Genomic DNA, 3,019 nt, shown 5'->3' on the forward strand with positions numbered 1-3,019 from the left:
GACCAGTACTGCACGCAGGATGCGGAGTGACTCGTCGAACACCGCCGCGCGCTCGCCGTCGGGAACCGTGAACACTTCGCGCTCAGCGGGAATGGCCGAGCGCAGACCGAAGACCGGCAGGACCCGCTTGGGCGCTACGGCGGCCAGCGAGGCCAGTTGCTTGGCCACCAACACCGGGTGGCGCCCCGGCAGCACGGCCACCGACGTGCCCACCTTCAATCGCGCGGTCCGGGCCAGCGCGTACGCCATGCCAACCATCGGATCCACCGCCGGCGAATAGACGAGTTCGGAGAACCACAGCGAGTCGACCCCGCTGGTCTCCAGATGATCGACGATCGGCGCGAGCTGATCGGCAGGTGTGTTGAGACCGAGCCCGATCCCGAAGCGAACCTTCATTGCCATGCCAACACAGCGAACCCGCTACTTGTGCCCGCTGCTGAGTATTTGCGCGCGCGCCGCTCGCAAAGCGTCGAACCGCGTCGATGAACCACATTTCTGTGGGCGAAGGGGGACTTGAACCCCCACGTCCCGAAGGACACTGGCACCTGAAGCCAGCGCGTCTGCCATTCCGCCACTCGCCCTAAAACAACCGGTGGAGCCTACCACTGTAGTAGCGCGCATTTCCAAACCGCGCCGGTGCTGCCGAGTGCCCTGGACGCCGGTTTGACCTGGCCCGATTCGATTCTCAGAGTTCCGGAGGTGCCGCTGCGCAGCACTTGCCGGATACCATGCTGGATACGACACGCGTGATGCGACACGCCGGACCGCAGCCCGCCGTGCAGCACCGAAGAGACAAGGACTGAGGCGGGCGCTTGGACATGAGCAGCCAGAGGGGACTAGTTCAGCGCATTGAGCGCAAACTCGAGGTCTCCGTCGGCGACGCCTTTGCCCGTGTGTTCGGCGGATCGATCGTCCCGCAAGAGGTCGAGGCGATGCTGCGCCGGGAAGCAGCCGAGGGAATTCGTCCGGTCGCAGGCGATCGCCTTTTGGCTCCCAACGAATACATCATTACCCTCGGTATGCACGACTACCAGAAAGTGGGCGCCGACCCGGGCCTCACTTCGGACGCTTTCGCTAAGCACTTGGCGAGATACATCGGCGAACAGGGGTGGCAAACATATGGTGACGTGGTCATCCGGTTCGAGCAGTCGACGAACCTACACACCGGCCAGCTCCGCACCCGCGGTGCTGTCAACCCCGATGTCGAGCCCCGGCCAATAGCCGGCGAGCTCGCCCCGCCACAATCAGACCATGCGTTCAGCGCAGAACCAGGAGTACCAGCGATGAGTGAGAATTCGAGCTACGGCGGCGCCCAAGGGCAAGGACGGCCCGGCGACGACTATTACGACGACCCCCACGCGCATCCGCATGACGACCCGCATGCCGCACCAGATCCGCGTGGCGGTTATCAGCCGGAACCCGGCGGCTACCCCGACCAGCGCGGCGGCTACCCCGACCGAGGCGACTACGGCGCACCCGACCCACGCGGCGCCTACCCCGACCAGGGCGGCGGCTACCCCGACCAGCGCGGCGGCTACCCCGACCAGGGCGGCTACGGCGCACCCGACCCACGCGGCGGGTATCAGCCGGAACCCGGCGGCTACCCCGACCAGCGCGGCGGCTACCCCGACCAAGGCGGCGGCTACCCCGACCAGGGCGCGGGCTACGACCAGGGCGCGGGCTACGACCAGGGCTACGCCGGCGGCGGATACGGCCGGCAGGACTACGGCCAGCAGCCCGACTACGGCCGGCAGGACTACGGCCAGTCATACGCCCCGCCCGGTGGCGGCGGGTACGCCGAGCCCGGGCGCGACTACGACTACGGCCAGCCCGCGGAGGCCGGCGGTTACGCCCCCGCCTACGGACAACAGGGCGGCTACTCGTCCGCGGGTTCGGCGGTCACGCTGCAGCTCGACGACGGCAGCGGGCGCACCTATCAGTTACGTGAAGGCCCGAACGTCATTGGCCGCGGCCAGGATGCGCAGTTCCGGCTGCCGGACACCGGTGTGTCGCGTCGCCACTTGGAGATTCGTTGGGACGGCCAAGTCGCGCTGCTGTCCGATCTCAACTCCACCAACGGCACCACCGTCAACAACGCGCCTGTTCAGGAGTGGCAGTTGGCCGACGGCGATGTGATCCGGTTGGGCCACTCGGAGATCGTCGTCCACATCCATTGAGCCCGTAGGACGCGAAGGCATTGGCTTCACCCCGCGTCGACCGCCGTCCAAGTATCGTGACGTTGCTATATCCGGGCACGTGAGGCACGCGGCACCAGGACGGAGAGGACGCCGGATGCAGGGACTCGTACTGCAGCTGACGCGCGCCGGTTTCTTGATGCTGCTGTGGTTATTCATCTGGTCAGTGCTGCGCATCCTGCGCACCGACATCTACGCGCCGACCGGCGCGGTGATGGTGCGACGCGGTTTGACGTTGCGTGGGACTCTGCTGCCCTCACGACAACGCGGCAATGCGGCGCGCTATCTGGTTGTGACCGAAGGGGCATTGGCCGGTGCACGCATCACGCTGAGCGCTCAGCCGGTGCTGATCGGGCGCGCCGACGACTCCACGTTGGTGCTTAACGACGATTACGCGTCGACGCGGCACGCGCGGCTTTCCCAGCGAGGCTCGGAATGGTACGTCGAAGATCTAGGATCGACCAACGGCACATACCTTGACAGGGCGAAGGTGACGACGGCGGTACGGGTTCCCATTGGCACGCCGGTGAGTATCGGCAAAACGGTAATCGAGTTGCGCCCGTGACTTTGGTCTTGCGCTATGCAGCGCGCAGTGATGTCGGCTTGGTGCGATCCAACAACGAAGACTCGGTGTATGCGGGCGCGCGATTGCTGGCGCTCGCCGACGGGATGGGCGGCCACGCCGCCGGTGAAGTCGCGTCGCAGTTGGTGATTGCCGCGCTGGCCCACCTCGACGATGACGAGCCCGGCGGTGACCTGCTCGCCAAGCTCGACGCCGCCGTGCACTCCGGTAACTCGGCGATCGCCGCCCAGGTGGAGATGGA

4 protein-coding genes and 1 tRNA gene are annotated in these 3,019 nt (G+C 66.6%); 3 read left to right on the forward strand and 2 right to left on the reverse strand.

Features of this window, described 5'->3' with window-relative positions:
* Positions 1-396 (reverse strand): LLM class flavin-dependent oxidoreductase (locus VGH54_RS18495; protein WP_331513536.1); only part of this gene is annotated, 396 nt, incomplete at its 3' end.
* 102 nt (positions 397-498) lie between these two features.
* Positions 499-581, reverse strand: a tRNA-Leu gene (locus VGH54_RS18500).
* Positions 582-818: 237 nt separating this feature from the next.
* On the opposite strand from VGH54_RS18500, the gene VGH54_RS18505 reads away from it, so the two are divergent.
* From VGH54_RS18505 to VGH54_RS18515, 3 genes are all read left to right on the forward strand, one after another.
* Positions 819-2,177, forward strand: a complete 1,359-nt coding sequence (locus VGH54_RS18505; RefSeq protein WP_331513534.1) for an FhaA domain-containing protein — start codon at positions 819-821, stop codon at positions 2,175-2,177.
* A 115-nt stretch (positions 2,178-2,292) separates the two neighbouring features.
* On the forward strand, positions 2,293-2,760 hold the full coding sequence (locus VGH54_RS18510; protein WP_331513535.1) for an FHA domain-containing protein FhaB/FipA: 468 nt from the start codon (positions 2,293-2,295) through the stop codon (positions 2,758-2,760).
* Positions 2,757-3,019, forward strand: a 263-nt coding sequence (locus VGH54_RS18515; protein ID WP_414688746.1) for a PP2C family protein-serine/threonine phosphatase, incomplete at its 3' end; no start/stop codon positions are given. The genes VGH54_RS18510 and VGH54_RS18515, both read left to right, overlap by 4 nt.

It is taken from the genome of Mycobacterium sp., assembly GCF_036488105.1.
In the GTDB taxonomy this organism is placed as follows: domain Bacteria; phylum Actinomycetota; class Actinomycetes; order Mycobacteriales; family Mycobacteriaceae; genus Mycobacterium.

Coding starts and splice junctions, on each gene's coding strand:
- VGH54_RS18505 (WP_331513534.1), top strand. CDS start 819: ATGAGCAGCCAGAGGGGACTAGTTCAGCGCATTGAGCGCAAACTCGAG.
- VGH54_RS18510 (WP_331513535.1), top strand. CDS start 2,293: ATGCAGGGACTCGTACTGCAGCTGACGCGCGCCGGTTTCTTGATGCTG.